23 protein-coding genes are annotated in these 26,432 nt (G+C 67.1%); 10 read left to right on the top strand and 13 right to left on the bottom strand.

The window, feature by feature from the left end; genetic code table 11:
- Positions 1-8: 8 nt before the first annotated feature.
- From ACZLHH_RS13755 to ACZLHH_RS13725, 7 genes are all read right to left on the bottom strand, one after another.
- Complete coding sequence (locus ACZLHH_RS13755) at positions 9-515, bottom strand: hypothetical protein (protein ID WP_046984666.1); 507 nt, start codon at positions 513-515, stop codon at positions 9-11.
- 191 nt (positions 516-706) lie between these two features.
- The gene (locus ACZLHH_RS13750) at positions 707-3,817 is read right to left on the bottom strand and encodes an error-prone DNA polymerase (protein ID WP_071228850.1); all 3,111 of its coding nucleotides are present in this window, start codon (positions 3,815-3,817) and stop codon (positions 707-709) included.
- 6 nt (positions 3,818-3,823) lie between these two features.
- Complete coding sequence (locus ACZLHH_RS13745; RefSeq protein WP_180845394.1) at positions 3,824-5,233, bottom strand: Y-family DNA polymerase; 1,410 nt, start codon at positions 5,231-5,233, stop codon at positions 3,824-3,826.
- 9 nt (positions 5,234-5,242) lie between these two features.
- Positions 5,243-5,857: a translesion DNA synthesis-associated protein ImuA gene (gene imuA, locus ACZLHH_RS13740; protein WP_012511391.1), complete on the bottom strand. Its 615-nt coding sequence runs from the start codon at positions 5,855-5,857 to the stop codon at positions 5,243-5,245.
- A 219-nt stretch (positions 5,858-6,076) separates the two neighbouring features.
- A complete protein-coding gene (locus ACZLHH_RS13735; RefSeq protein ID WP_049422824.1) occupies positions 6,077-7,084 on the bottom strand; it encodes a cyclase family protein in 1,008 nt (335 codons plus the stop codon).
- Positions 7,085-7,119: 35 nt separating this feature from the next.
- The gene (locus ACZLHH_RS13730) at positions 7,120-7,770 is read right to left on the bottom strand and encodes a DsbA family oxidoreductase (RefSeq protein WP_049422823.1); all 651 of its coding nucleotides are present in this window, start codon (positions 7,768-7,770) and stop codon (positions 7,120-7,122) included.
- Positions 7,771-7,862: 92 nt separating this feature from the next.
- Positions 7,863-8,813, bottom strand: coding sequence for a LysR family transcriptional regulator (locus tag ACZLHH_RS13725; protein ID WP_177179518.1), 951 nt, complete (start codon positions 8,811-8,813; stop codon positions 7,863-7,865).
- Between the two features lie 132 nt (positions 8,814-8,945).
- Between ACZLHH_RS13725 and ACZLHH_RS13720 the strand changes: the two genes are divergently transcribed.
- The gene (locus ACZLHH_RS13720) at positions 8,946-9,836 is read left to right on the top strand and encodes a sterol desaturase family protein (protein WP_180845395.1); all 891 of its coding nucleotides are present in this window, start codon (positions 8,946-8,948) and stop codon (positions 9,834-9,836) included.
- Positions 9,837-9,845: 9 nt separating this feature from the next.
- On the opposite strand, the gene ACZLHH_RS13715 is transcribed toward ACZLHH_RS13720, so the two are convergent.
- Both ACZLHH_RS13715 and ACZLHH_RS13710 read right to left on the bottom strand, forming a co-directional pair.
- Positions 9,846-10,550, bottom strand: a complete 705-nt coding sequence (locus tag ACZLHH_RS13715) for an AraC family transcriptional regulator (protein ID WP_180845396.1) — start codon at positions 10,548-10,550, stop codon at positions 9,846-9,848.
- 304 nt (positions 10,551-10,854) lie between these two features.
- Positions 10,855-11,289, bottom strand: coding sequence for a VOC family protein (locus ACZLHH_RS13710; protein WP_049422820.1), 435 nt, complete (start codon positions 11,287-11,289; stop codon positions 10,855-10,857).
- Between the two features lie 337 nt (positions 11,290-11,626).
- Between ACZLHH_RS13710 and ACZLHH_RS13705 the strand changes: the two genes are divergently transcribed.
- Positions 11,627-14,422 carry a beta-glucosidase family protein gene (locus ACZLHH_RS13705; protein WP_180845397.1) on the top strand — a complete coding sequence of 932 codons (2,796 nt, stop codon included), beginning with the start codon at positions 11,627-11,629 and terminating at the stop codon, positions 14,420-14,422.
- Between the two features lie 100 nt (positions 14,423-14,522).
- Here the strand turns inward: ACZLHH_RS13705 and ACZLHH_RS13700 are convergent, their stop codons facing one another.
- Entirely contained in the window at positions 14,523-15,419 is an 897-nt protein-coding gene (locus ACZLHH_RS13700; RefSeq protein WP_180845398.1) for a LysR family transcriptional regulator, read from the bottom strand.
- Between the two features lie 105 nt (positions 15,420-15,524).
- Here ACZLHH_RS13700 and ACZLHH_RS13695 point away from each other — a divergent pair, with 105 nt between their 5' ends.
- The 3 genes from ACZLHH_RS13695 to ACZLHH_RS13685 all read left to right on the top strand — a co-directional run bounded on the left by ACZLHH_RS13695 (position 15,525) and on the right by ACZLHH_RS13685 (position 19,399).
- Complete coding sequence (locus ACZLHH_RS13695; protein WP_180845399.1) at positions 15,525-16,883, top strand: MFS transporter; 1,359 nt, start codon at positions 15,525-15,527, stop codon at positions 16,881-16,883.
- Positions 16,883-17,269: a DUF4440 domain-containing protein gene (locus tag ACZLHH_RS13690; protein WP_132810345.1), complete on the top strand. Its 387-nt coding sequence runs from the start codon at positions 16,883-16,885 to the stop codon at positions 17,267-17,269. The genes ACZLHH_RS13695 and ACZLHH_RS13690 overlap by 1 nt, the downstream gene beginning before the upstream one ends.
- Positions 17,270-17,488: 219 nt before the next feature.
- Positions 17,489-19,399, top strand: coding sequence for a CocE/NonD family hydrolase (locus ACZLHH_RS13685; RefSeq protein ID WP_180845431.1), 1,911 nt, complete (start codon positions 17,489-17,491; stop codon positions 19,397-19,399).
- A gap of 176 nt (positions 19,400-19,575) precedes the next feature.
- Here ACZLHH_RS13685 and ACZLHH_RS13680 read toward each other — a convergent pair whose 3' ends face one another.
- Positions 19,576-20,040 (bottom strand): SMI1/KNR4 family protein, encoded by a 465-nt coding sequence (locus ACZLHH_RS13680; protein WP_180845432.1) that lies wholly within the window; start codon positions 20,038-20,040, stop codon positions 19,576-19,578.
- A gap of 315 nt (positions 20,041-20,355) precedes the next feature.
- Here ACZLHH_RS13680 and ACZLHH_RS13675 point away from each other — a divergent pair, with 315 nt between their 5' ends.
- Complete coding sequence (locus ACZLHH_RS13675; RefSeq protein ID WP_180845433.1) at positions 20,356-20,526, top strand: hypothetical protein; 171 nt, start codon at positions 20,356-20,358, stop codon at positions 20,524-20,526.
- Here the strand turns inward: ACZLHH_RS13675 and ACZLHH_RS13670 are convergent.
- Entirely contained in the window at positions 20,512-21,465 is a 954-nt protein-coding gene (locus tag ACZLHH_RS13670) for a helix-turn-helix transcriptional regulator (RefSeq protein WP_049398445.1), read from the bottom strand. The genes ACZLHH_RS13675 and ACZLHH_RS13670 overlap by 15 nt on opposite strands.
- Before the next feature lie 447 nt (positions 21,466-21,912).
- Here ACZLHH_RS13670 and ACZLHH_RS13665 point away from each other — a divergent pair, with 447 nt between their 5' ends.
- Together ACZLHH_RS13665 and ACZLHH_RS13660 are read left to right on the top strand one after the other, a co-directional pair.
- Positions 21,913-22,671, top strand: a complete 759-nt coding sequence (locus ACZLHH_RS13665; protein WP_107431442.1) for an SDR family NAD(P)-dependent oxidoreductase — start codon at positions 21,913-21,915, stop codon at positions 22,669-22,671.
- A 129-nt stretch (positions 22,672-22,800) separates the two neighbouring features.
- Positions 22,801-23,250, top strand: a complete 450-nt coding sequence (locus ACZLHH_RS13660) for an MgtC/SapB family protein (protein ID WP_049422814.1) — start codon at positions 22,801-22,803, stop codon at positions 23,248-23,250.
- 70 nt (positions 23,251-23,320) lie between these two features.
- Here the strand turns inward: ACZLHH_RS13660 and ACZLHH_RS13655 are convergent, their stop codons facing one another.
- Positions 23,321-23,713 carry a hypothetical protein gene (locus ACZLHH_RS13655; protein ID WP_049422813.1) on the bottom strand — a complete coding sequence of 131 codons (393 nt, stop codon included), beginning with the start codon at positions 23,711-23,713 and terminating at the stop codon, positions 23,321-23,323.
- 238 nt (positions 23,714-23,951) lie between these two features.
- Here ACZLHH_RS13655 and lldP point away from each other — a divergent pair, with 238 nt between their 5' ends.
- Positions 23,952-25,610 (top strand): L-lactate permease, encoded by a 1,659-nt coding sequence (lldP, locus tag ACZLHH_RS13650; protein ID WP_132810342.1) that lies wholly within the window; start codon positions 23,952-23,954, stop codon positions 25,608-25,610.
- A 53-nt stretch (positions 25,611-25,663) separates the two neighbouring features.
- Positions 25,664-26,428: a transcriptional regulator LldR gene (gene lldR / locus ACZLHH_RS13645; RefSeq protein WP_049398449.1), complete on the top strand. Its 765-nt coding sequence runs from the start codon at positions 25,664-25,666 to the stop codon at positions 26,426-26,428.
- The last annotated feature ends 4 nt before the right edge of the window (positions 26,429-26,432 follow it).

Here is a 26,432-nt window from a genome sequence, read left to right as displayed (position 1 = left end):
GAAGCCGATCAGGGCGCGGCGTTGGCGCCAGGGCGCACGTAGTAGGACTGGCCGCTGTCATCGACGAACATCAGCTCCGGCTTGCCCTGCCAGGAGGTGAGCATGGCGCCGGTATTGTTCTGGTGCTTGACCATCAGGCTGGCGCCGCGATCCGGGTTGGCGACGACCTTGAATACTTCGGTAGTGCCGGTGGCATCGTCGAGGGTGAGCAGGGCTTCGCCGCCGCGGTCGCTGGTGCCATAACCACCACGCTCCGAACCGTCGGGGCCAAGCAGGATCAGGCCAGACAGGGCGGTGGCGCGCGGCCCCTGGGTGCGGCCCTGGCTGAGCGGGTCGGGGACCGGTGCGCCGAGGATTACCCGCGGTTGGCCGCTTGCATCGTGGATGATCAGCCCGCGTGCCTCGATGATGCGCTGTGGCGATTGGCTGCGATGCAGGTTCCAGGCGGTCCAGCCGGAAACAAGCAGGGCGAGGGTGGAGACCACCAGTGTGGTCAGCAGCAGCGCACGGGGCATCGGGTGGTCCTTCCTTGGATGTGCCGACGATAGCGGATGCAAAAGGGGATGGGTAGAGTCGACTGTCAGTCGACTGCTGTTCGATCAGATCACGGAGATTCCCGCGCTGGCGCGCGCAAGTCGACTGACAGTCGACTCTACCTCTACCTGCTCGACATCACCCAGTGGCCGTTACGCGGTGATTCCCGGCGTCAGTGGAAATCGCGGCTGTGGCTGCGCAGTCCCTGCAGCAGTTCATCCAGGCAGTGCATGCGTTGCACGATGACGTGCTGGACGCCATCGACGCGTTCCAGGCGACCATCGACCTGCATCAGCTGGGTATCGACCAGCACCCGGTGCTGGCGATCGGCCAGGTGCCGCCAGACCACGGCGTTGACCATGCCGGTCTCATCCTCGAGCGTGAGGAAGGTGACACCGCTGGCGGTCTGTGGGCGCTGGCGCATGCGTACCAGGCCGGCGATGCGCACGCGACGGCCATGGCCGTGGGCAGCCAGTTGTGCGGCATCCAGGCAGCCACGGGTGCGCAGTTGCGCGCGCAGGAACGAGATCGGATGGCGGCCCAGCGTGGTGCCGGTGCTGCGGTAATCGGCCTGCATGTCTTCCCAGGCGCTGGGCAGGGGCAACGGCACGCGGGCTTCGGCGGTGGCGCGGGCCTGGTCGAACAGCGGCAGCCGGTTTTCCACGCCGGAGATATCCCAGCGTGCACGATGGCGATGGCCACTGAGCCCACGCAGCGCACCGGCATCGGCCAGCAGGCCCTGCTGGCGGCGATCCAGGGCGGTGCGCTGGCACAGGTCGCCCACATCGTCGAACGGGCGCCGCGCACGTTCGCGCATGATGGCCTGCACGGCGGGCTCGTTGCAGCCATCGACCAGGCGCAGGCCGAGCCGGATCGCCGCCGGCCCCTTGCTGAAATCCAGGGTGCAGTCCCAGTCGCTGTGGCGCACGTCCACCGGCAGCACGCGGATGCCGTGCCGGCGCGCGTCCTGCAGCAGCTGGTCGGGGCTGTAGAAGCCCAGCGGCTGGCTGTTGATCAGGCTGGCGGTGAACGCGGCGGGGTGATGGCATTTCAGCCAGCAGCTGTTATAGGTCAGCAGGGCGAAGCTGGCGGCGTGGCTTTCCGGGAAACCGTAATCACCGAAGCCCTTGATCTGCTCGAACAGGTGCTCGCCGTACTCGCGGCTGAAGCCGTTCTTCAGCATGCCGGCCAGCAGCTTCTCGCGATGCGGTTCCAGACCGCCACGGCGCTTCCACGCCGCCATCGAGCGGCGCAGGGCATCGGCCTGGCCCGGCGTGTAGCCGGCCGCTTCCACCGCCAGCTGCATCACCTGTTCCTGGAACAGCGGCACGCCCAGCGTGCGTGCGAATACGCGTTCCAGCTGCGGTGGGTAGAGCGGGTTGTCCGGGTCGTTCAACGCGTCCGGTCCCTTTTCGCGCAGGATCCGGCGCCGCTCCAGATAGGGGTGCACCATGTCGCCCTGGATCGGGCCAGGGCGCACGATCGCCACCTCGATCACCAGGTCATAGAACGTGCGTGGCTGCATGCGCGGCAGCATCGCCATCTGTGCGCGCGATTCGATCTGGAACACGCCGATGGTATCGGCGGCGCAGATCATGTCGAAGGTCTTTGCATCCTTGGGCGGGATCGCATCCATGCGTCCTTCATGCAGGCCGTGCTGCTTCAACATCGCCAGGCATTTGCGGATGGCGGTGAGCATGCCCAGCGCCAGGCAGTCGACCTTCATCAGGCCGGTGGCATCCAGATCGTCCTTGTCCCACTGGATGACGGTGCGGTCGGCCATCGCCGCGTTTTCCACCGGCACCAGGGTCGACAGCGGATGCTCGGAGATGACGAAACCACCCGGATGCTGAGACAGGTGGCGCGGGAAGTCGATCAGTTCATTGGTCAGTGACAGCAGCCGCCGCATCAGCGGCGTGTCCGGGTCGAAGCCGCGCTCGCGCAGGGTTTCCGGCAGCGGGATGCTGCCACCCCAGTGGTCCATCGCCGCGCCGAGTTCGTTGACCTGGTCCATCGGCAGGCCGAGCGCACGGGCCACGTCGCGGATCGCGCTGCGGCCACGGTAGCTGATTGCTACTGCGGTCAGTGCGGCGCGCTCGCGGCCATAGCGCTTGAACACGTACTGCAGCACTTCCTCGCGGCGCTCGTGCTCGAAGTCGATGTCGATGTCCGGCGGCTCATTGCGCTCGGCGGAGATGAAGCGTTCAAACAACAGATTGCTGCGCGCAGGATCGATCTCGGTCACGCCCAGCACAAAGCACACCGTCGAATTGGCCGCCGAGCCGCGGCCCTGGCAGAGGATGTCCTGGCTGCGGGCGAAGCGCACGATGTCATGCACGGTAAGGAAGTAGGAGGCGTAGTTTTTCTCCCGGATCAACGCCAGCTCATGTTCGATCTGTTTGCGTTGTGCCGGTTCGATGCCGCCTTTCCAGCGCCACGGGATGCCGCGCTCGACCAGCACGCGCAGCCAGCTGTCCGGGTCGTGGCCCTCGGGTACCAGTTCACGTGGATAGGTGTACTGCAGCTGCTCCAGGGTGAAGTGGCAGCGCTCGGCGATGCGCAGGGTTTCGGCCAGCAGTTCGGGCGGATACAGCTGGGCCAGCGCGGTACGCGGGCGCAGGTGGCGCTCGCCGTTGGGAAACAGGCGCCAGCCGGCCTCGGCCACGCTGCAGCGGTGGCGGATCGCGGTCAATGTGTCCTGCAGGGCGCGGCGGCGGCGCACGTGCATGTGCACATCACCACTGGCGACCAGCGGCAGGTGGTGGCGTTCGCCGAAGGCCTGCAGCTGCTGCAGGCGACGCGCGTCGTCATGCTCATGGTGCAGCTCCACCGCCAGCCACAGCCGATCATCGAAGCCGGTGCGCAACAGTTCCAGATCGATGGCGGCCGGTTGCCGGTCCAGCCACAGGCACAGCAGGCCCTCGGGCAGGCCGAGCAGGTCCTCGCGCAGGCAGCGGTATTCGCCCTTGGCCGCGCGCCGCCGGCAGGTGGTGATCAACTGGCAGAGACCGGCATAGGCGGCCTGGTCGGTGCACAACAGGGCCAGCTTCGGCCCGTCCTCGACCTGGAATTCGGCGCCGACGATCAGCGCCACGCCATGCGTCTTCGCCGCCTGCCAGGCGCGCACGATGCCGGCCAACGAGCATTCGTCGGTGATCGCCAACGCGCGGTAGCCCTGGCCGGCGGCGCGCGCGAACAGTTCTTCGGCAATCGAGGCGCCACGCTGGAAACTGAAGGCCGACAGGCAGTGCAGTTCAGCGTAGCCGGGCAGTTCGTTGTGCATGGCGGCTCAGCCGAACCAGCCGTGCAGCATCCACGGCGCATGCGGATCATTGCGTGTGCGGAACGCCCAGCCGCGCTGGCCATGCGCGGTTTCCACCACGTAGTAGTCGCGGCGCGCATCGGCCTGGTCCCACCAGCCCGATTCGATCCGCTCCGGCCCGGCGATGATACGCAGGCGGGGATCACGCAGCGGTTGCGGGGTGTCCAGCAACCAGCCAGGGCGCAGCGGCCAGTACGACGGAGGCTTGGCCGCAGGCTGGCTGCCACTGGCGCGTTCGGGGCGATGGTCGGCCTGCACCGCCAGCGGCTGCACGGCGTCATCGCCCAGCCGCGCGCGCAGGCGCTCGCGCAGCTGGTTCCAGGGCATTGCCTGTGCCGGCCGGGTGTCGAACAGGTCACGCGCGGCGGGCACGAATGGTGGCAGTTGCTCGGCCTGCAGGCGCAGTGCACGGCTGCCGGCGGGCAGGGCAAAGGCTTCCATGCGGTTGCGCGCGATCTCGAACAGCAGCGCGGGATCGCGCTCGGGTGCCAGCAGGCCGATGGTCAGCACGCTGGCCGGCAGCAGGTCATGCTCGAAGTGCAGGTCGAAGCGCTGTACGCCGCCATCGCGCGAGCACAGGAAGGCCGCCAGGTCCAGCAGCAGGCGGCGCAGCGGGAACAGCAGGGCCTGGCTGGATTCGATCTCGTATTCGAATTCGATGCGCGCATCGAAACGGTCCGGTGGCTGGTAGTAACGCAGTGGCGCGGTGGGCAGGCCGCGCAGCGCATCCAGCTGCTGCAGCACCTCGGGTGAGAAGCGCCGGGCCAGGCTGTCGCGAGGGAGTTCGAGCACCGCACCCAGCGTGCGCAGCCCGGAGCGGCCGAGCACGGTCACTGCCTCGCTGGGCAGGCCGCAGCGCGGCAACGGCAGCTGCGCCAGCGCCGCCGGCAGCTGCTGCGCATCGATGCCGAGGCCATCGTGGACGTTGGCCAGCACGCGCGCGGCATGCGCCGTGGGCGCGGCCACCAGGCGGTGGCGGAACCCGAGTTCATGCAGTTCGTTGCGCAGGCGCTTTTCGATCGTCAGCCAGTCACCGAACAGGGCGCGACTGGCTCCGATCTCCATGACCAGCGCGTGCGGAAAATCGAGGCTGACCTGCGAGCTGTAGGCGTAGGCCCAGCTGGCCAGCAGTTGCCGGGTGTGCTGTTCGGCGTTCGGGTCGTAGTCGTGCAGGTGCATGTCCTGCACCAGCACCTGCGCAGCCGACAGCAGCATGCCCGGGCGCAGCCCCGCTGCGCGTGCCGACGGGCTGACCGCACGCAGCACGCGGCGCTGTACCGGCCCCTGCAGCAGCACCAGTGGCCGCTGCGGGTCCGGCTGCAGGCGCAGTACGCTGTCCAGCGCCAGCTGCGGCAACAACAGGCAGGCCCAATGCATGGCGCAGCCTCAGTGGGCGATGGCCAGTGGCAACGGCTGTGCGGGTGGCAGGCCGCCACGGCACTTCAGCACCCGTACCTGGCCGTGGTCGAGCTGCAGGCGCAGGCTGGCCGGGGAGGGGTTGCGCGCTGCTTGCGCCTCGCGGAACACGAAGCCCAGGCACTGGCCGCTGTCGGCAGCCACCTGCAGGCGGCGCAGTGAGCGGTCGTCGGCCTGGTGTGGCCAGCACAGTACCGCCGCGCAGGCGGCCGAGCGCAGGCACTGTTCGGCAGCCCACAACGCCTGCTTCGGCGCGGCGTGGATGATCTGCAGCTGGGCCAGGTCCAGCCCGGCTGCAGCCCAGGCCGGGGCATGCGGGCGGTAGGGCGGGGCGACCAGCACGATCGGGCGGTCGCGCTGGCTCAGCTTCGCCAGCGCCGGCCAGACCAGGGCCAGCTCGCCCACGCCGGGCGCGGCCTGCAGCACCTCGCACAGCCCGCTGGCTGGCCAGCCACCGCCGGGCAGGCGTGCGTCCAGTGCCGGGTGACCGCTGGCCAGGTGGTCGCTGGCCGGTCCCTGGCGAGCCGGGCCGCGCCACAGCTGGCGCCCGTCCAGCAGCCGGTCGAGGGCGACGACAGCACCCATCAGCCGGTCCTCCAAGGGAGGCGCCGAGCGGGCTGGAAGCGGCAGGAACGGGCGGAAACGGCGGGCATGGCGCGAGTATCGACGAGCCGGTATCAGGGGCTGAGACCGGACATGCTACTCGCCTTGTGAGTAGAATTACTAATGAAATCGGAAGGTCGGGTTTCAGGTTGCTGAAGGGGTAAAGGAGTGCCGACCAAGGTCGGCACCCACAGGTCCCGGTTACGGGCGCACCGGCAGCGCCACTGGGCGCAGCGGCGCGGCATCGCCGCCGCGGATCTTCAGCGGGCCGCCGATGAAGGCGAATTCGTAGACCTTGTCGCGGGCCAGTTCGTCCAGCGCCACCAGCTCGATGATCGGCGCGCCCTGCTGGGCCAGCAGGTAGGTGTGCAGCGGCACGTAGTCGTCGGACACCTCCGAGGGGAAGGTCTCGAAGCTGAGGTTGTCGGCGCCGACGATCATCGCGCCGCTGTCCTCCACCAGGAAGCGCGCCGCGTCCAGGCCCATGCCCGGCGGGTTGGCCATGTAGGCCTTGGGCTGTTCGAACAGGCGCATGCGGCCGGTGCGGATCAGCACCACGTCGCCCTGCTGCAGCTTCACCTGCTGGCGTGCCAGCGCATCCTTCAGGTCCTGGCGGGTGACGCGGTAGCTGTCCGGCAGCATGTCCACGCCCTTGGCGCCGGCCACGTCGATCAGCACGCCACGCGCGATCAGCGGCGGGAATTTCTCGATGCCGGTGACATTCCAGCCACGGTCACCGAGGTGCTTGTCGGCCTCGAAGCCGTTCCAGATCTTTCCGTGGATGCCGAAGTGGTTCAGCGCATCGATGTGGGTGCCGGTGTGGCTGTACATCGAGAATGCGGTGCCGGTGTAGCTGCGGGTGAGGTTCATGGTCTCGCCCACGCCCATCGGATCATCCATCACCGTGCCGCGCGGGGTGTGGGTCATCCAGAACTGGTAGTGCGGGTCGCCGGCATCCTGCCAGCTGGGCATGCCGACGTAGTATTCGGTGGCCAGGTCATAGGCCTTGCCGCCGCTCACCCGCGACAGGATCGCCGCACGCGAGGCCTCGGTGATCAGGTTGAGGCGGCCGATCTCGTCCTTCGGCCCCCAGGGGCTGGTGCCGACCTGTTGGCCGGAGGGAACGCGTTCGTGCGCGGAAACGGTGGTGGAAGCGGCGGTGCCGGCCAGCAGCAGGGCCAGCGCGGTGGCCAGGGTACGTGAGGTCATGGGGAATCTCCTTGCAGGGTGGGGGACGGTGCGGCTCAGGCCGCGACCAGGTGCGCCAGGGCCTGGCGCAGTTGCGGCAGCGGCAGGGTCTGCAGGCGCAGGCCGTTGCCGCCGATCACGGTGGGAATGGAGCGGATGCCGAGGGTCGCGGCTTCGGCACGGTCAGCCTGCACACGCCGGGCTGCTGCGTCGCTGCGCATGTGGTCAGCGAAGGCGCCACGCGGGTGGCCCAGTGCTTCGGCGATATCCAGCAGTACTTCGGCGTCGCCGATGTTGCGGTGCTGGTGCAGGTGCGCCCACTGCACGGCATCAAACATCGCGCCATGGGCGTCGTTGCCACCGAGCATGCCGGCGGCCTGGCAGGCCAGTGCGCCGAGCCAGCCGGACGGATACTCGAAGTCCTGTGCGCGCATGCCTTCGATATCGATGCGCGCGGTGTCTTCATGCGCGGCGCAGTCGGTCCAGTGGCGCAGGATGATCGCCTTGGCGCGCTCCATCGAGCCGAACACCTCGACCATCTGCGCGCGCGAGTCCTGCAGCACGAAGCTGCGGTGGCGCACCTGGATGCCGAGTTCGGCCGAGACCTGCTGCAGGCGAGGGGCCAGCACGAAGCACCAGCCGCAGACCACGTCGTGGAAGAAATCGACCACCGGCGCGGCGGTGGCGGGGGAAGGAACGGAAGACATCTGCCTGCCATCGGTGAGAGGGGAGGCGGCAGAGTAGGCAGCGCGGCGTGGCCGAAACAGCACGCTGCGGGCAGCTCAGTTTTCGCTGGCGGTTACGAATCCAGGCCGGCGCAGCCGGGCAGCTCGGCGTGCAGGAAATCGATGAAGGCACGCACCTTGGGCTGCAGGTGGCGCGAGGTGGGGTAGACCGCATGCACGAAGCGTGGTGGATAGCGGTGGTCGGGCAGCACCTGCTGCAGTTCGCCACGGGCCAGCACCGGTGCCGCCAGGAACGAGGGCAAGGCGCCGATGCCCATGCCGGCCACCAGCAGGTCGCGCAGCAGCAGGCTGTTGTTGACGGTGACGCGCGCCGGCAGGGTGATGGTCACCTGGCCGTCGGGGCCGAGCAGCGGCCAGCTGCCGGGCGAGTCGGACAGGCTGTAGGCCAGCACGCTGTGCGTCTGCAGATCGTCCACCGCCTGCGGTGCCGGATGCTGCCGCAGGTAGGACGGGGCAGCGCACAGCACCTGCTGCAGCGAGGCCAGGCGGCGCGCCACCAGTCGCGAGTCGTCCAGCTCGGCACGCAACCGCAGCGACACATCGAAACCTTCGCCCACCGCATCGAGCAGGCGGTCTTCCATCACCAGGTCCAGCGACAGCTGCGGGTGCTGCTGCAGGAAGCGCGGCAGCAGCGGCGACAGCGTGCTCAGTGCGAATGATTGCGGTGCGTTCACGCGCAGGCGTCCGGCCACGTCGCCACGCTGTTCGGCGATGCCACGCTCCAATGCATCCAGCTCGTCGAGCAGGCGGCAGCATTCGCGGTAATAGGCGTGGCCGGTCTCAGTCAGGCTCATGCGCCGCGTGGTCCGCTGCAGCAGCACCACGCCCAGGTGCGCTTCCAGGGTGCGCAGCTGCTTGCTCAGGCCGGCCGGCGACATGCCCAGGTCTTCGGCGGCGCGGGCCAGCCCGCCGCGTTCGACGATGCGGCGGAAGGCACGCATCAGGTTGAAGGAATCCATGCCGGTCCCGGGCGCGATGAGGGCGCCATTGTAGATCCACGCCATGCATGGATGTGGGAAACGTGGTGCCGTCCACGATGGTCATCCACCGGGGAGCGCGCCGGGTTGCGCCGTTTGTTCAAGCCGGCGCCCCATACGCGGCGCCAGCATGCAGGCCCCTTACTTTCCGGATTGCCCATGAAGCACTGGATGCTCCGCCTGTATGCCCCGTTGTTCCTGCTGGGTTTCGTTGCCGCCGCCGTCGCCTGGGTCGGCCACCTCCACGGCGACCCGCTATGGCTGCTGGCCTTGCTGGCAGTTGCCATCGCGGTCTCGTTCGCTGCCGAACGTGCTTGGCCGTATGACCCCGCGTTCAACCACGATCACGGCGACAGCCTGCGTGACACCCTGCATGCGCTGGTCAACGAGAGCCTGAACCTGCTGTCGATCGCGGCGGTGCCACTGCTGGCAGCCATCATTCCGTGGCAGGCCTGGCCGCTGCAGTGGCCATTCGCGCTGCAGGTGCTGCTGGCCGTCATCTGCGCCGATCTCGGCATAACCCTGGTGCACTACGCCAGCCATCGCATCGGCTGGCTGTGGCGGCTGCATGCGGTGCATCACAGCGTGACCCGCATGTATGGTTTCAACGGACTGATGAAGCATCCGCTGCACCAGGCGGCCGAAGCGGTCGGTGGCGTGCTGCCGCTGCTGGTGCTGGGCCTGCCGATGCCGGTGGCTGCGGTGCTGGCCTTCGCCATTGCCATCCAGCTGCTGCTGCAGCATTCCAACGTGGACATGCGCCCCGGCGTGCTGGGCCGGGTGATGGCCTGGGCACCGCTGCATCGCTTCCACCACATGCGTTACGGCACCGCCGGCGACGTCAACTTCGGCCTGTTCCTGAATGTCTGGGATCACCTGCTGGGGACCGCCTTCGATGCGTCCGGCTATCGGCTGCAGCAACGCGACCTCGGCATCGGCAGCCAGCCGGACTATCCGCGCGATTATCCCGGGCAGCTGCTGGCACCGTTCCGTGAACTGCCGCATGGCGAGGTGCCGGAGCTGCCGGAAGGTCTGCGCAGGCGCGAATGATCGAACATGTCAGACCGCGTGCAGCTGCAGGCCCTGCAGTTGCGCGGCACCGATGCCGAACATGCGGCGCAGGCTGCGTGACAGATGGGCCAGGTCAGCGAATCCGGCCGCGTGCGCGCTGTCGGTCAGGCTGTGCCCGCGCAGATGATGCATCAGTGCGCGGCGCAGCCGTTGCCACAGTACCCAGCCGCGCAGGGTCACCGCCAGATCGGACTGGAAGCGCCGATGCAGCTGGCTGGCCGACAGATGCGCCGCCTCGGCGATATCGGCAGCCGGCACCGGGCCGGGCAGGTGCTGGGCGATACGGGACAGCGCGGCCTGCACGCGGCGGTCCAGCGGTTGCGGGCGACTCAGCCGTGGCAGCCAGTCGTGCAGCGCCAGCGCGTTGCCCGGCAGCGCGTGCAGGTGCTGCTCGATCTGCCCGGGATCGGCATGTGCGGGCTCGAGGAACACCGTACAGCCCGCTTCCGGCGCCGACAGGATTGCGTGCGGCTGGAATGACGGCAGCCACAGCCGTTGGCCCTGCTGCCGCACGCCATCAACCTCGACCTGCCAGGGCGCGGCTTCGCTCAGCAACAGTTGATGGGCGTAGTGCGCGTGCGTATCGCTGCCACCGGCGTGGCCCTGCAGCACGGCCACGTGAGCATCCAGCAGCAGCGTGCCATTCCAGGGCAGGGCGGGAGAGGACATGGAGGAATTGTAGATCCACGCCATGCGTGGATGAATCTCCATCGAAATCGATTGATTCGACGATTGATCGAAGAACATCCACGCATGGCGTGGATCTACTGCAGATTGCGGCGAATTGTCCAAGGCGGGGTGGGTCCGGTTGCGGGGGCGTGAGCCGCATGGATGCGGCGACCGAGCTTACATGGACGTACTTGCAGCGGCCCCCGCAACCGGACCCGCCCCGCCACCCCACAGGAAGCCCGCTGTTGCTTCGGCTGTTGCTTCTGAGGTTGCCGGCCAGCGGCCGGCACTACCGCGGGTGCCGGGCGCAGCCCGGCCGTGTGCCCCCTCACCGCCCCTGCGGATCCGGCCGGTGATGCACGTACTCGACCACGGTGCCATCGGGATGCACCGCATTGAACGCCGCCCCGGTCGGTACCACCTGCAGCGGGAAGATGATTTCAGCGCCAGCCGCCACCAGCTTGTCGTGATAGGGCCGAACGTCATCGACCAGCAGCGTCCCCGTGGTCGAAGTGAACGGCGCCAGCGCCGCCTTGCTGCCCTCGATCAACAGGAACGCACCGACCATTGCCAGACGCAGCCCGGCCTCCGGAAACGGGAACCCCGCATCGGCCACCACACCCTGCAGCTGCTCGTAGAACGCCACGCTGCGCTCCAACTCCCCCGGGGCCACGAACACCCGGATCAACACGCGCGGCGCGCGCTGGCTGGAGGTATCACAGCGGTCGCGCCAGAGATGGTCGAAGTCGCGATGGACGGTCATGGGCTCGATTCGTGGCCAGGGATCTCCATTATCAGCAGCCTCGCGCGGCGCGCTGATGACCGCCGGTGATGGCCTGATAACCAGTGGCTGGGGTCGGCCTGTGACTTAGGTCCTGTTGACAGGTGTGAACGCCCTCGCACAATCTTCACATGATTGGGTCGCCCTGCGCGGCCCGGACAGGCAGGTTGTCACGCCGGGAGGAGGGTCCCAGGCGCAGACCGGCCCGTCCTTCGGCCTGCGGGACGTTGCCTGGCAACCCCTGTGCGGCATGAACGCTGCACCCTTCGGCGGCACTTTCCCTGGACCGATTGCCTTGGCAACGGAATTACGCCTGTCGATGAAAACGTTTACAAAGCCGCTTGCACTGTCCTTGGCCCTGTCAGCCGCACTGGCCGCCCCGGCCTGGGCCGACCCCGCCGCGTTCACTGTGCTGACCCTGGAACAGGCCCCGACCGCCGAGGCCATGCCGGCCCTGGCCGCCCAGCTGAAGACCCTGCAGGTGGACGCGGTGAGCGTGCGCCAGGTGCAGCGCGGCATCGACCAGGTCGATCCGTTGCAGGTGCTGGCCGACGGCCTGGGCTACGAGTACCGCTTCATTGCGGCGGGCAAGGACGATGGCCAGACCCAGCGCGGTCAGGCCGTGCTGACCCGGCTGCCGATTGCCGCTGAGTCCGGCCCGGACCAGCCGGGCCTGAACTACCTGCGCCTGGACGATGGTCGCCACACCGTGGCGGTCTACACCGATGCTGGTGCAGGTGCCGCGCAGCTGCCGGCGCTGGTCACGCGTTCGCGGCTGGGCGCACCGGCGGTGCTGCTCGGCGCAGTGGCCGGTGAATCGGCCAAGGCCGCAGGCTTCGACCCGGCACGTGTGGCGCTGGAAGCCGATGCCAGCTATTTCAGCGACGGCTTCCAGGCCGCCAGCAGTGCACCCTTCAAGGTGGAAGGCAGCGCCCTGCGTGCCACGCTGCTGACCCTGGCCTATGCCGCCGACAAGCACGGCGACAGGCCGTGGATGGACACCACCCTCAACGCCGATGCGCGCGCTGCGCTGCTGCTGAAGGCGATGACCGAGGATGAGAAGTTCCAGATGCTGCACAGCTACTTCGGGCTGGGCAAGGATGGTGGCCCGCTGCCGGAAGGCGCGGTCGGGTCGGCCGGTTTCGTGCCGGGCGTGGCGCGGCTGGGCATTCCGTCGCAGCAGTCGGCCGATGCCGGCGTCGGCGTGACCAATCCAGGCGGCATCCGCCCGGGCGATTTCGCCACGGCGATGCCGTCGGGCCCGTCCACCGCCTCCAGCTGGAACCGTGCGGTCGCCTTTGCCGGTGGCGCAGCCATGGGCCGCGAAGCGTGGCAGCAGCGCTTCAACATCCTGCTGTCGGGCAGCGTCAACCTGCAGCGTGACCCGCGCAACGGCCGCAACTTCGAATATGCCGGTGAAGACCCGCTGCTGGCCGGTTCGATGGTCGGCGCGCTGATCCAGGGCGTGCAGAGCCAGCACGTGATCTCGTCGATGAAGCACTTCGCGCTGAACGACATGGAGACCCGGCGCAACTTCCACGACGTGCGCATCGGCGAACAGGCCATGCACGAGTCCGACCTGCTGGCCTTCGAGATCGCGCTGGACGCCGGCCGCCCGGGCGTGGCGATGTGCTCGTACAACAAGATCAACGGTACCTACGGCTGCGAGAACGGCTACCTGATGAACCAGGTGCTGAAGCAGGAATGGAAGTTCCCCGGTTTCGTGATGTCCGACTGGGGCGGCGTGCACAGCGGTTCCAAGGCAGCGCTGGCCGGCCTGGACCAGCAGTCGGCCGGCGAAGTGTTTGACGCGGCGGTGTTCTTCGACGAACCGCTGCGCCTGGCCGTGCATGGCGGCGTGGTGCCGCAGGCACGCCTGAACGACATGGTGGCGCGCATCCTGCGCACGATGTTCCTGCACGGCAATTTCGACAACCCGCCGCAGCACCAGAAGGTCGACGCCGAGGCCGGTTTCGCCGTTGCCCAGCGCACGGTGGAAGAAGGCAGCGTGCTGCTGCGCAATGAAGGCAACCTGCTGCCGCTGGCCGACAGCGTGAAGCGCATCGTCATCATCGGCGGCCATGCCGACAAGGGCGTGATCGGCGGCGGTGGTTCGTCGATGGTGGGCGTCACCGCCAAGGGCACCAATGCGGTGCCGGGCGTGATGCCGATCACCTGGCCGGGCCCGGTGATCTTCCATCCGTCCTCGCCGCTGGAATCGCTGCGTGCGGCGCGCCCGGACGCGACCATCGAGTATGTGGACGGGACCAATGCCGCCGCTGCGGCCAAGGCCGCCGCGCAGGCTGACGTGGCCATCGTGTTCGCCACCCAGTGGGCCGCCGAATCGGTGGACCTGCCGGACATGCAGCTGCCGGACAATCAGGACGCGCTGATTTCGGCGGTGGCCAAGGCCAACCCGAAGACCGTGCTGGTGCTGGAAACCAACGGCCCGGTGCGCACGCCGTGGCTGGCGCAGGTGCCGGCGATGCTGCAGGCCTGGTACCCGGGCATCCGCGGTGGCGAAGGCATTGCCGCGCTGCTGACCGGCCAAGTCAATCCGTCCGGCCGCCTGCCGGTGACCTGGGTGGTGGACGAATCGCAGCTGCCGCGTCCGCACATCGACGGCCTCGGCTTCAAGCCGGCCAAGCCGTTTGGTGATGTGTTCGATTTCGATATCGAAGGTGCCAACGTCGGCTACAAGTGGATGGCAGCCAAGGGCCTGACCCCGACCTTCGCCTTCGGCCACGGCCTGTCCTACACCTCGTTCGCCTACGAGAATCTGAAGGTGAGCGTGGAAGGCTCGCGCCTGGTCGCCAGCGTCGACATCCGCAACACCGGCAAGCGCGCCGGTGCCGACGTCGCCCAGCTGTACCTGAAGCTGCCGGCCGGCAGCACCACGCCGATCCGCCTGATCGGCTACGACAAGGTGACCCTGCAGCCGGGCGAACAGCGCCGCATCCGCATCGAAGCCGAGCCGAAGACGCTGGCTCACTACGATGCGCAGGCCCGCCAGTGGAAGATCGATGGCGGCACCTACCAGGTGCAGCTGTCGCGCAACGCCGCCGAACCGCTGCAGACGGTGGACGTACAGCTGGTGGAGCAGGTGCTGCGCTGAGGCTTGAAGGCATGGCCCCGCAAGGGGCCATGCAAAAAAGGGGACGGAGGGGATTAAGTCGTTTATGCATAAACGACTTAATCCCCTCCGTCCCCTTTTTTCAGGTGACAAACCACCCGCGCAGGAAATCAATCAGCTGCCGCACCTTCGGTGAGGGCTGCGTGCTGTGCGGGTAGACCGCGTACACGCTCTGCTGCGGGAACCGGTGCTGGCGCAGCACCGGGCGCAGCCGGTCCTGGGCCAGGTCGTCCTCGATCAGCCAGCGTGGCAGCACGGTGACCCCGGCGCCGGCCACGGCGAAGGCGCGCAGGCTGCTGGCACCATCCACGCGCACCACTGCGTTGCCCGGGTTGGTGGCGAACAGGGCGTCGCTGCCATCCGGTGCCACCACCGGCACGTCGGCCAGGCGTGGGTAGCCGAGGCGGGGCAGGGTGCCCAGCTGCACGGGGTCATCGGCAGCATCGGCAGAGGGCAGGCGTGCCAGCAGGGACGGAGCCGCCACCGCGCACAGTGGGTGCCGTTCCAGCTCACTGGCATGCAGGCCGGAATCGGGCAGGCGGCCGAGGCGGATCGCCAGGTCGAAACGTTCGGGAATCAGGTCCGCCGGCGCGGGTGACGTCGACAGGTGCAGCTGCAGAGCCGGATGCCGCGCACGGAACGCCTCCAACGCAGGAATCAGGCGCAGCTGCGCGTACTCCGGGGTGGTGGTCAGGCGCAGCACGCCCTGCAGCTGATGCTGGTCGCGGCGGGCGGCATCGATCGCCGCCTGTGCGGCGTCCAGCGCCTGCACGCAGTGCTGCAGGAACTGTTCGCCGGCCTCGGTCAGGGCCAGGTGGCGGGTACTGCGCAGCAGCAGGGTCACGCCCAGCTCCTGCTCCAGCCGCTTCAGGTTGAAGCTGACCACCGCACGGCTCAGGCCCAGGCGATCGGCGGCAGCGGTCAGGCTGCCGGCCTCGACCACTGCACGGAAGATATCGAAGCGATCAAGGCTGACCATGGCAATTCATTGTCAAAGCAGATTTGACAGTGTTGCAGTTGCTGTCGTGTTTTTCCAACAAGGCCCGCACGGCATGCTGGCCGCTTCCCTGCTGGAGCGTCGCCGATGCCGTCCCCCCGCCTGCGCCATGAGGCCATCTTCCTGCTGGTGTTCGCTCTGGATCTGGTCAACATGCTCATCGCCACGGTGGCCTATCCGGCGCTGGCGGCGGAACTGCATGCCGACGTCGGTACCCTGGCCTGGGTCGGCACCGCCTACATGCTGGGCCTGAGCGTGGTGATTCCGCTGGCGCCCTGGCTGGCCGCACGCTGCGGTGAGCGTCGCCTGCTGCTGGTGGCGTTGCTGCTGTTCGCCGCCTCCGCAGTGTTGGCCGGGGCTGCACCGGGTATTGGCTGGCTGTTGGGCTGGCGCCTGCTGCAGGGCCTGGCTGGTGGCCTGCTGATTCCGGTGGCACAAGCGGCAGCGTACCGACAGTGCACGCCTGACCAGCGTGGCGCGCTGACCCGCCGCATCCTGCTGGTGGCGCTGCTGGTGCCGGCACTGGCGCCTGCGCTCGGTGGGCTGCTGGTGCAGTGGTTGTCCTGGCGCGGTGTGCTCTGGGCCAGCCTGCCGCTGGCCGTGGTGGCGATTGGACTGGTGCTGGCGTGGATGCCGGCCGATGGCGCGCGTAGTGCGCCACGCCTGCAGGCCTATGCGCTGTCCACCGCGATGGCGGCGCTGGGCGCGCTGCTGCTGGCGTTGACCTGGCTGGGCGAGCCCGGACATCGGACCGCCGGTGCCGTACTGCTGTTGATCGCAATGCTGTTGGCAGCGGCTCACCTGCGGCATGCACGGCAGCAGGCGCAGCCACTGCTGCGCTGGTCATTGCTATCCCATCGCGGCCTGCGCCTGGCGATGCTGGTCTACCTGGCAGTACCCGGTGTATTCATCGGCAGCCAGTTGGTCAGCACGCTGCAGTTGCACCAGGCCGGTTACAGTGCCGCGCACATCGGCGCGCTGATGCTGCCGTGGGCGCTGGCCTCGGCCATTGCGATCACGGCCAGCAAGCGCCTGCTGGCTCGCTTCGGACCAGCCACGGTACTGCGTACGGGCATGCTTCTGCAGGCCAGCGGCCTGCTGTTGATGGCGCTGCTGCCACACCCGGTCTTTGCCATTGCAGCATGGCTGTTTGCCTTGATGGGCGCCGGCGGCAGCCTGTGCAGCAGCACGGCGCAGACGCTGGCCTTCCATGGGGTCGAGGGCGAAGCATTGGGCGATGCCAGTGCGCTCTGGAACCTCAATCGCCAGCTCAGCTTCTGCCTGGGCACCGCGGCCATCGCGCTGCTGCTGGCCTTGGCCATGCAGTGGCTGCCGGCCCGCGCCACCGGCGCGGCGCTGGGTCTGGCCGCCGTACTGACCCTGCTGCCGATGGCGCTGCTGCGCCGGCCGCAGTTGCTCACCCTTTCACAACCGGAGGACACCTGATGGATACCATCGCAGAACACGAAGTCCACCACCTGCACGACAAGCTGCAGGCCTGGTTCCGCGCCGACGCCGGCACCGACGCACTGGAGGACCTGATGGCGCATTTCTGCGCGGACTTCAGCATGGTCGGCATCGCGGGTCGCAGGCTGGATCGGAATGCCTTGCAGGCACTGTTCGCGGGTGGCCATGGCGCGCGTCCAGGGCTGCAGATTTCCATCGACGCCGTGCAGGCGGTGGAGGCGCCATCACCGCTGGCGGTGCTGCGCTATCGCGAAGGGCATGCGATCGATGGCGGCGAGCCCGTATGGCGGGAATCGCTGGCGGTGCTGCGGCGGGAAGAGGGGCGTTGGCGCTGGCTGGCGCTGCATGAGGTAACGGCAGCCTGATCGGTAGTGCCGGCCGCTGGCCGGCAACCGCGTACCGTGCCCGAGGTGGATGAAGTTGCCGGCCAGCGGCCGGCACTACCGGTTGCCGACGAGCGCAGCAGCTGGTCGCACATGTGCCATCAGTCCTGCCTGCATCCACCGCAGAATGCAAAGCCTGCACACACTTCACGGCTCAAGGCAGGAGTAGGCTTGAGGCTTTCCTGCCGGGAGGGGTTGTCCATGCGTGTGCGTGCCGTCGCTGTAGCCATTGCCCTTTGCCTGTCCAGCACCGTGCTGGCCGCCGAAACCCCGCCGATGACCCCGGACATCAGCGGCAAGCCCTTCGTTGCCCCTGATGTCGGTCGTGACTACGACAAGCGCGTGGTGATGGTGCCGATGCGCGATGGCACCAGGCTGTATACGGTGATCGTGGTGCCCAAGGGTGCGCGCAATGCCCCGATCCTGCTCACCCGCACGCCTTACGATGCTGCCGGCCGCGCCAGCCGCAGTGATTCGCCGCGCATGCGCGACCTGCTGCCGCAGGGCGACGAGGTATTTGTCGATGGCGGTTACATCCGCGTATTCCAGGACATCCGCGGCAAGTACGGCTCCGAGGGCGATTACGTGATGACCCGGCCGCTGCGCGGACCGTTGAACAACACCAAGGTGGACCACTCCACCGACGCCTGGGACACCATCGACTGGCTGGTGAAGAACGTGCCGGAGAGCAACGGCAAGGTCGGTATGCTCGGCTCGTCGTACGAGGGCTTCACCGTGGTGATGGCGCTGACCGACCCGCACCCGGCGCTGAAGGTGGCCGCGCCGCAGAGCCCGATGGTGGATGGCTGGATGGGCGACGACTGGCTCAACTACGGCGCGTTCCGCCAGGTCAATTTCAACTACTTCGCGATGCAGACCGAGAAGCGCGGCAAGGGCACGCCGCTGCCCAGCCTCGGCTACGATGACTACAGCACCTTCCTGCGTATCGGTTCGGCCGGCGACTACGCGCGTTTCACCGGCGTGGACCAGCTGACCTGGTGGAAGAAACTGGTGGAGCACCCGGCCTATGACGGCTTCTGGCAGGGTCAGGCGCTGGACGCGGTGATGGCGAAAACACCGTTGAAGGTGCCGACCATGTGGCTGCAGGGCCTGTGGGACCAGGAGGACATGTGGGGCGCCAACCACGCCTACCAGGCAATGGAAGGGCGCGACAGCGGCAACAACCGCAATTACCTGGTGATGGGGCCGTGGCGGCACAGCCAGGTGAACTACAGCGGCAGCGAACTGGGCGCGCTGAAGTTCGACGGCGATACCGCGCTGCAGTTCCGCCGTGATGTACTCAAGCCGTTCTTCGACCAGTACCTGGTGGACGGTGCGCCGAAGGCGGACACGCCGCCGGTGCTGATCTACAACACCGGCGAAAACCACTGGGATCGCCTGAAGGGTTGGCCGCGCAGCTGCGACAAGGGCTGTGCCGCCAGCAGCAAGCCGCTGTACCTGCGGGCCGGCGGCAAGCTGGCATTCCAGGCGCCGGCGGCGGGCGAGGGGGACTTCGAGGAGTACGTGTCCGACCCGGCCAAGCCGGTGCCGTTCGTGCCGCGTCCGGTCCGCTTCGGTGACCGCGATATGTGGACCACCTGGCTGGTCAAGGACCAGCGCTTTGTCGATGGTCGCCCGGACGTGCTGACCTTCATCACCGAACCGCTGACCGCGCCGCTGCGCATCGGCGGCGCGCCGGTGGTGCACCTGCAGGCCTCGACCAGTGGCACCGACAGTGACTGGGTGGTGAAGCTGATCGACGTGTATCCGGACCAGGAAGCGTCGACGCCGGAGATGGGTGGCTACGAGCTGCCTGTGTCGCTGGCGATCTTCCGTGGCCGCTACCGCGAAAGCTTCAGCGATCCGAAGCCGCTGGCGGCGAACCAGGTGCTGCCGTACCGCTTCGACCTGCCCAATGCCAACCACACGTTCCAGAAGGGCCACCGGGTGATGGTGCAGGTGCAGTCCAGCCTGTTCCCGCTGTACGACCGCAACCCGCAGACCTACGTGCCGAACATCTACCTGGCCAAGCCAAGCGATTACCAGAAGGCCACGCAGCGGGTCTGGCACAGCGCGGCGCAGGCGAGCTACATCGATCTGCCGGTGTATTGAGGCGGAGAGGATGACGCCGGGCATAGCCCGGCAGCACGCGGTAGTGCCGGCCGCCGGCCGGCATCCGCGATGGCGCGGGAGCGTGTCGACCAAGGTCGACACCTACCAGAGCGGAGCCATGGCAGGTCGATTCAGGCGGGTGTGGTAGTGCCGGCCGCTGGCCGGCATTTCTAAGCTCAAGGATAAATGTTGTCGCTAGTCAGCAGCCCGCTGTCGAACTTCCGAAAGAGTTCGGCGATAGATTCGGCGATGGGCTTTCCCCGGCTGATGTCGAGATCGCCCAGATCGAATGAGATGATCTGTCCGCGACTGAGCGGGCAGAGATCGAGCGCGATGAGCGTCGATCCACCGTCCGTTCCAATGCCCATCAGGTAGTCGCCAAGATAACGACGGATCTGGTAGCTGCGGTTGAGCTGAATGATGGTGGCGATGGACCATAGGTCCACATAAGCATGAGGGAACACGCAGCGCCCACCGTTTGACCACTGCAGGAGCCGCATGAAGTCTTCGGGAATCGCAGCTTCGACCCAATGCGCCTGCAGCGTACGCAGATCGTCCGCATGCGCGCCCGCCTCGGGTATCCATGGGCTTTGGATACTTCGGATGAAGATCGGCGTGCGAGGTTGATCCTGGTTTTCCACGCGGAGTCCCTGTGGTCAGCCCTACCACGATGGCGCGGCCCATCTTTGGCGGCAATGGGCATATGCGACATGCGCAAAGATGTGCCGGGAGTGCAGTCGCCTTCTGGGAGTGTCGACCAAGGTCGACACCTACCAAGGCGGGGCCATGGCATGTCGATTCAGGCGGGTGCAGTAGTGCCGGCCGCTGGCCGGCGTTCGCGATGCGAAGAGCGTGTCGACCAAGGTCGACACCCACCAGAGCGGGGCCATGGCATGCCGATTCAGGCGGGTGTGGTAGTGCCGGCCGCTGGCCGGCATCCGCGATGGCGCAGGAGCGTGTCGACCAAGGTCGACACCTACCAAGGCTGGGCCATGGCATGCCGATCGACCAAGGTCGACACCTACCAGAGCGGAGCCATGGCAGGTCGATTCAGGCGGCTGCGGTCGTGCCGGCCGCTGGCCGGCATCCGCGATGGCGTGAAGCAGAAGCTGCTATCCGACCTTTGAGGGCCCGGTGCGCCAGCGGCTGGGTACCAGTCCGAAACGCTTGCGGAATGCAGCCGCGAAGTTGCTGGGGTGGCGGTAACCACTGGCGGCCGCAGCCTGCTCGACAGTCCAGCCGTCTTCGCGCAGGCCCTGCTCGGCGTGGCGCATGCGTTGTTCGTGCAGGTAGTCGAACACCGAGCAGCCGTACTGCTGGGCGAAATGACGGCGCAGCGAACTTGGGCTCATGCAGGCCAGCTGGGCCAGTTCGATCAGACTATGCGCGTGGCTGGGATCGTCATGCAGGTAGGCACGCACGCGCTCCAGGCGCTCGCGCTGGCCAGCCCGCAGCGTTCGCACATGATCGGTCTGCAGATCCTCGGCCTTCAGCCCAACGGCCAGCAGCTGCAGTGCGACGCCTTCGCGCCACAACGCGTCGATGCCGTCCTCCCATGGGCTTTCGAACAGCTGGCCCAGCACCGGCAGCAGGGTATGCGGAATGGCCCAGTGGCGGCATTCCAGGTGGGTGTTGAGCGCGGTCTCCAACTGTGGCAGCTGGAACAGGTCCGGATCGATCTGGCCGGGCACCATCACGCTGACGCCGCGCATGCGCGTTTCGCCAGGATGCGCACCCGTCATCTCAACCTGTTCGCGGTGGTGCGCGGTCATCGCCGTACCAGCACGCAGGGTGAAACCACCACGTCGCGGAATGCGCACATCAACCTGGCCCTGCAGCATCACGCGGATGGCCAAGCCGGGACTCTGCTGGGCGGTGGCGACATAAGGGAAGCGATTATGGACGTCGGAGGCGATCAGGCTCATGCCGCCGCGCAGGAACTGCTCGTTGACCTCGCCATGGCCGGCCCACTGGTCGTCGCGCAGGTGTTCCGGGTCGGCGCGGTAATCGAAGCCATGGCGGTGGCCGAAGCGGCGGTAATCAGCAAAAGTGAAATATCGGGACATCGCTCGGCACGTGCTTTGGAGGTGGACGCTGGCATTACCTCGCCCACGCGCTCTGCAATGCAGATGCAGATCCCGTCGTTACCCGTGCAGACATGCTGGGAAGCAGGGGCGTGGGCACGCTGGATGGTGGGGGGAACACCAGGTTGAATGGAATGTGTCGAAGAAACTGGAAACGTTTCCCATTGTCGCCTTGATTCGCGCGCTTTTGATTTCAATATGGTCAAAACGATTGACGATTACGGCCAAAGTGAAAATGCCGCCGAACATACGCCAGCGTTTTGCATGCATATCCGTACGCAATTCCATACATCAACTTGAGTTGAGGTTTCATGGCTGGAACGATCACCCGTAGACGCGATGTCGGCCGGGCCATCACGAGCGGGCGCGTAGGGTGGGGCGGTTGGCCATTGCAGGTCACATCGATACCCCCACTGATGGAGAACGCAGATGATTGACTACCAGCTCACCGGCAAGACCGCGATCGTGACCGGCGGCGTGTCCGGTATCGGCCTGGCCGTGGCGCAGACGCTGGCCGCATCCGGTGCCCGTATTTCGGTCTGGGACCTGAAGCAGGATGCAGTCGATGCCACCGTGACGCAGCTGCGCAGTGCCGGTGCACAGGCCATCGGCATTGCGCTGGACGTTACAGACGACGCGGCCGTGGAGGCGGCGGTGCAGCGCACGATCAAGGAACTCGACGGCCTGCATGTGGCGGTCAACAACGCCGGTATCGGCGGGCCGGCCGCCAGCAGCGGTGACTATCCGATCGATGGCTGGCAGCGGGTCATCGACGTCAACCTCACCAGCGTGTTCCTGTGCCAGCGTGCGCAGATCCGGGCAATGCGAGCCGCTGGAACCGGCGGCAGCATCATCAACATGGCCTCGATCCTGGGCCAGGTGGGGTATGCCGGTTCCACCGCTTATGCGGCGGCCAAGCACGGCGTGGTCGGGCTGACCCAGACAGCCGCGTGGGAACATGCCGCCGACGGCATTCGTGTCAACGCGGTCGGCCCGGGCTTCATCAGCACACCCCTGCTGGAGAAGATGGACCCGAAGGTGCGCGCCACGCTGGAAGGCCGTCACGCCTTGAAGCGGCTGGGTACGGCCGAGGAAGTGGCGGCGCTGGTGGCCTGGCTGGCCAGCGACGATGCCTCGTTCGCGACCGGCGCGTACTACGCCATCGATGGTGGCTACCTGGCGCAGTGAGCGAATGCGGTCAGTAGATCCACGCCATGCGTGGAGGAATGCGTGCGGTGAAGAAGGCGTGCCATCGCCTTCACTCCCGCCCTACGACCGCCGAGCAAGGCTCCGGGAAAAACCGCCGGAGCCTTTGCCATGGAACTCACCCAGGATGTCTCGATCCTGCTGCGCGTTGCCGCAGCGATGCTGTTCGGCGGCGTGCTCGGCGTCGAGCGCGAGATGGGCAAGCACGCCGCTGGCCTGCGTACGCACATGCTGATCGCAGGGGCCGCCGCGTTGATCGTCGGCCTCGGCGACTCGGTGGCCGAGCATTTCCAGCAAGAGCGTTACCGCGACCTGCTGCAGGTTGATCCGGTGCGCCTGATCGAAGCGGTGGTGGCCTGTGTCGGCTTCGTTGCCGCTGGCACCATCCTGCGTGGGTCACGCGAGGACCAGGTCAGCGGCCTGACCACGGCCAGCTCGCTGATCATGGCAGCGGCCATCGGGATTGCGGTGGGGATCAGCAAGTACGTGATCGCCATCGGGGTGAGCGTGCTGTGCGTGCTGGTGCTGGCGGTGATGCGGCGGTTGGAGAAGAAGATCTAAGGGGTTGAGGGAGTGGGATCAGAGTCCCTTCGGGGGATCTGATCGTGATTCCAAGGCGGAGTTGAAGCAGTCAGGTCTGCTGCGAAGTGTTGCGCTGCAGGATGGCCAGTGCTCTGGCCAGCATCTGGTCAGGAACATCCGTCGTAGCGCCGTACAGATCTGCGATTCCCACTTCAACGCAGGAACAGATCAGGTCATTCAACTCCTCGTGCTTGTCTGTGGCGATCTGCCCCAACAGAGATGGCGGCAATGGATCGCCTCGACCCGCTATCTGAAGCTCTGAGCCTGCCTGATCCCAGTCTGGCAGGGCCATGGGTTCGCCCGAATCCGGATATGCGCGCAGGTGGGCGATGAGCGCATCCAAGCCTGCATGATTGAGAAGGTTCGCTTCAGCGTAGCCGGCCAGACAGTCAGCTGCCTGTTGCTGCATGGACTGCAGGTCGCGGGTGGGGGCGAGTGTCATTCGTGTACCGGACATTGGGCAGGATCCAGTGTGGTGGATGCGCGCCACGGTCTCAATCGTCTTAATGGTCGTACCAATAATTGATTCTAGCCCTATGGTCTAATAGGCTCTTCGCGCAATCAGCGGTTCAATCTGCGTCCAGTGGCTCCATAAATCCATTATTGGTACTACCAATAATGCTGGAGCCCATGACCGCCCACCCCTGCGGTGTTGAACCCGTCCCCAGTCGAGAGTCTTCATGCAGCCCTGGCAACACCTGTACGACCCCGCCGGCAACCTGTGGTTGTCCAGCCTGATCGCGCTGCTGCCGATCGCGTTCTTCTTCGTCGCCCTGGCCGTGCTGCGCATGAAGGGCTGGCTGGCCGGCACGATCACCGTGGCCATCGCGCTCGGCGTCGCCCTGCTGTTCTACCGCATGCCGCTGAGCCAGGCGCTGGGCGCGGCCGGTTTCGGCTTCGTCTACGGCCTGTGGCCGATCGCCTGGATCATCATCGGCGCGGTATTCCTCTACAAAGTCTCGGTCAAGACCGGGCAGTTCGACATCATCCGCGCCTCGATCCTGTCGGTCACCGAGGACCAGCGCCTGCAGATGCTGATGGTCGGCTTCGCCTTCGGTGCCTTCCTGGAGGGTGCAGCCGGTTTTGGTGCACCGGTGGCGATCACCGCGGCACTGCTGGTCGGGTTGGGCTTCAAACCGCTGTATGCCGCCGGCCTGTGCCTGATCGTCAACACCGCGCCGGTCGCCTTTGGTGCGATGGGCATTCCGATCATCGTGGCCGGGCAGGTCACCGGTCTGGATGCCTTCGAGATCGGCCAGATGGCTGGGCGCCAGCTGCCGTTCCTTACGATCATCGTGCTGTTCTGGATCATGGCGATCATGGATGGCTGGCGCGGCATCAAGGAAACCTGGCCGGCAGTGCTGGTGGCCGGTGGTTCGTTCGCCATCGCGCAGTATCTGACCTCCAACTTCATCGGCCCGGAGCTGCCGGACATCACCGCGTCGCTGGCCTCGCTGGTCTGCCTGACGCTGTTCCTGCGCCGCTGGAAGCCGGTGCGGATCTTCCGTTTCGATACCGAAACCAGCGCCGAGGCGGCCGCACAGGCGCTGGAGGCGCCGCGCTACAGCGTCGGCCAGATCGCCAAGGCATGGTCGCCGTTCCTGATCCTCACCGCGATGGTCACGCTGTGGAGCATCAAGCCGTTCAAGTCGCTGTTCGCGGCGGACGGCCCGCTGGAAAGCTGGGTGCTGAAGATCCCGGTGCCGGGCCTGGACCAGATGGTGCAGAAGATGCCGCCGATCGTGGATGCACCGCTCAGCTACGAGGCGATCTACAAGTTCGACTGGTTCTCGGCCACCGGCACCTCGATCATCCTCGCCGCTGTGATCGCCATCATCGCGCTGCGCATGCCGGCCCGTTCGGCGCTGCAGACCTTCGGTGAGACCGTGCGTGAGCTGCGCATGCCGATCTACTCGATCGGCATGGTGCTGGCCTTCGCCTTCATCGCCAATTACTCGGGCCTTTCGGCGACGCTGGCGCTGGCACTGGCGCACACCGGTGATGCGTTCCCGTTCTTCTCGCCGTTCCTGGGCTGGTTGGGCGTGTTCCTGACCGGCTCGGATACTTCGTCCAATGCCTTGTTCTCGGCACTGCAGGCGACCACCGCGCAGCAGATCGGCGTGTCCGACGTGCTGCTGGTGGCGGCCAACACCACTGGCGGCGTGACCGGCAAGATGATCTCGCCGCAGTCGATCGCCATTGCCTGCGCGGCGGTCGGCCTGGCCGGCAAGGAATCGGACCTGTTCCGTTTCACGGTCAAGCACAGCCTGATCTTCACCACGATGGTCGGCCTGATCACCCTGGCCCAGGCTTACTGGCTGACCTGGATGATTCCCTGAGCCATGCACGGTCAGTCGACCACCCGCTGCGCGCTTCGGGCCACAATGACGCCATGAGCACGCAACGTATTTCGGACAAGGTGGCCGCGCAGCTGCGCGGCCTGGTGCAGGAACAGCGGCTGCAGCCGGGTGACCGGCTGCCGGCCGAGCGCACCCTGGCGGTGCAGCTGGGGGTCTCGCGCACGGCGTTGCGCGAAGCCATCGCGCAGCTGGCCAGCCAGGGCCTGCTGACCGCACGCGTCGGTGGCGGCACCTATGTAGCCGAACCTGCGGCGCGCGCGCGGCAGGCGCTGGATGAACCGCTGGCGCCGTACCTGCCGCTGTTCCAGGGCGACCCGGAATACCGCTTCGACGTGCTGGAGATCCGCCACGCGCTGGAAGGTGCCACCGCCTGGCATGCAGCGTTGCGCGCCACCGATGAGGATCGTACGCGCATCGCGCAGGCCTTCCAGACCATGATGGACGCGCACGGCAAGGATGACCCCACCGGTGAAGCCGAGGCCGACGCGGCCTTCCACCTGTCCATCGCCGAGGCCTCGCACAACCTGGTGCTGCTGCAGGTGATGCGCGGCCTGTTCGACCTGCTGCAGACCAACATCTCGCAGAGTCGCGAAAAGCTCTACACCTCGGCGAGGACCTTCTCGCCGTTGTCTGACCAGCACCGCGAGATGATGGACGCGGTGCTTGCCGGCGACCCCGAACGCGCGCGCGCCGCCGCGCATGCCCACCTCGAGTTCGTGCACACCACGCTGCGCACCCTCGATGACAACGAAGCCCGGCGTGCGCGGGCCTCGCGTCTACCTTCCCCACACGGTTGACCCC

Source organism: Stenotrophomonas sp. 28608_Sma (assembly GCF_056486185.1).
Note: the sequence above shows the minus strand (reverse complement) of the source record. Positions and strands in the feature narration are given on the sequence as shown.

What these genes read in the sequence shown, in the direction of transcription:
- ACZLHH_RS13755 (WP_046984666.1), bottom strand. Translation starts at nt 515, where the DNA reads ATGCCCCGTGCGCTGCTGCTGACCACACTGGTGGTCTCCACCCTCGCC.
- ACZLHH_RS13750 (WP_071228850.1), bottom strand. Translation starts at nt 3,817, where the DNA reads ATGCACAACGAACTGCCCGGCTACGCTGAACTGCACTGCCTGTCGGCC.
- ACZLHH_RS13745 (WP_180845394.1), bottom strand. Translation starts at nt 5,233, where the DNA reads ATGCATTGGGCCTGCCTGTTGTTGCCGCAGCTGGCGCTGGACAGCGTA.
- imuA (WP_012511391.1), bottom strand. Translation starts at nt 5,857, where the DNA reads ATGGGTGCTGTCGTCGCCCTCGACCGGCTGCTGGACGGGCGCCAGCTG.
- ACZLHH_RS13735 (WP_049422824.1), bottom strand. Translation starts at nt 7,084, where the DNA reads ATGACCTCACGTACCCTGGCCACCGCGCTGGCCCTGCTGCTGGCCGGC.
- ACZLHH_RS13730 (WP_049422823.1), bottom strand. Translation starts at nt 7,770, where the DNA reads ATGTCTTCCGTTCCTTCCCCCGCCACCGCCGCGCCGGTGGTCGATTTC.
- ACZLHH_RS13725 (WP_177179518.1), bottom strand. Translation starts at nt 8,813, where the DNA reads ATGGCGTGGATCTACAATGGCGCCCTCATCGCGCCCGGGACCGGCATG.
- ACZLHH_RS13720 (WP_180845395.1), top strand. Translation starts at nt 8,946, where the DNA reads ATGAAGCACTGGATGCTCCGCCTGTATGCCCCGTTGTTCCTGCTGGGT.
- ACZLHH_RS13715 (WP_180845396.1), bottom strand. Translation starts at nt 10,550, where the DNA reads ATGGCGTGGATCTACAATTCCTCCATGTCCTCTCCCGCCCTGCCCTGG.
- ACZLHH_RS13710 (WP_049422820.1), bottom strand. Translation starts at nt 11,289, where the DNA reads ATGACCGTCCATCGCGACTTCGACCATCTCTGGCGCGACCGCTGTGAT.
- ACZLHH_RS13705 (WP_180845397.1), top strand. Translation starts at nt 11,627, where the DNA reads ATGAAAACGTTTACAAAGCCGCTTGCACTGTCCTTGGCCCTGTCAGCC.
- ACZLHH_RS13700 (WP_180845398.1), bottom strand. Translation starts at nt 15,419, where the DNA reads ATGGTCAGCCTTGATCGCTTCGATATCTTCCGTGCAGTGGTCGAGGCC.
- ACZLHH_RS13695 (WP_180845399.1), top strand. Translation starts at nt 15,525, where the DNA reads ATGCCGTCCCCCCGCCTGCGCCATGAGGCCATCTTCCTGCTGGTGTTC.
- ACZLHH_RS13690 (WP_132810345.1), top strand. Translation starts at nt 16,883, where the DNA reads ATGGATACCATCGCAGAACACGAAGTCCACCACCTGCACGACAAGCTG.
- ACZLHH_RS13685 (WP_180845431.1), top strand. Translation starts at nt 17,489, where the DNA reads ATGCGTGTGCGTGCCGTCGCTGTAGCCATTGCCCTTTGCCTGTCCAGC.
- ACZLHH_RS13670 (WP_049398445.1), bottom strand. Translation starts at nt 21,465, where the DNA reads ATGTCCCGATATTTCACTTTTGCTGATTACCGCCGCTTCGGCCACCGC.
- ACZLHH_RS13665 (WP_107431442.1), top strand. Translation starts at nt 21,913, where the DNA reads ATGATTGACTACCAGCTCACCGGCAAGACCGCGATCGTGACCGGCGGC.
- ACZLHH_RS13660 (WP_049422814.1), top strand. Translation starts at nt 22,801, where the DNA reads ATGGAACTCACCCAGGATGTCTCGATCCTGCTGCGCGTTGCCGCAGCG.
- ACZLHH_RS13655 (WP_049422813.1), bottom strand. Translation starts at nt 23,713, where the DNA reads ATGACACTCGCCCCCACCCGCGACCTGCAGTCCATGCAGCAACAGGCA.
- lldP (WP_132810342.1), top strand. Translation starts at nt 23,952, where the DNA reads ATGCAGCCCTGGCAACACCTGTACGACCCCGCCGGCAACCTGTGGTTG.
- lldR (WP_049398449.1), top strand. Translation starts at nt 25,664, where the DNA reads ATGAGCACGCAACGTATTTCGGACAAGGTGGCCGCGCAGCTGCGCGGC.